At 48.8% G+C, this 344-nt stretch carries 1 protein-coding gene; it reads left to right on the top strand.

Annotated features, from left to right (window positions below; all coding sequences use genetic code 11):
• A partial coding sequence (locus tag C900_RS27690; protein WP_040497719.1) for a condensation domain-containing protein occupies positions 1-344 on the top strand: 344 nt, incomplete at both ends.

Genomic DNA, 344 nt, shown 5'->3' with positions numbered 1-344 from the left:
GCGTTTAGAGCAGCAACGTGATTTCTGGAAGGCGGAGTTTGCAGCGGAGGTAAATGTACTGGAACTTCCGACTGACTACGCACGTCCTTCAGAGCGTAGTCATCGAGGTTCGGGAAAATCTGTTTTACTGGATAAGACAGTTACAGATAAGCTCAAATCAGCAGGAGAATCCTCAGGCGCCACGATGTTTATGACGGTGCTGTCGATATTCAACATATTGCTGAGTAAGCTAAGCAACCAGGAGGACATCACGATAGGTACGCCAGTTGCAGGTCGGGATCATGCGGACCTTGAGGGTATTATCGGCATGTTTGTGAACACTCTGGTGCTTCGTAATTACCCGG

The sequence above is a fragment of the Fulvivirga imtechensis AK7 genome (assembly GCF_000331535.1).
Lineage (GTDB): Bacteria > Bacteroidota > Bacteroidia > Cytophagales > Cyclobacteriaceae > Fulvivirga > Fulvivirga imtechensis.
The sequence above is the reverse complement of the archived record's forward strand: the minus strand, read 5'-3'. Positions and strand labels throughout refer to the sequence as shown.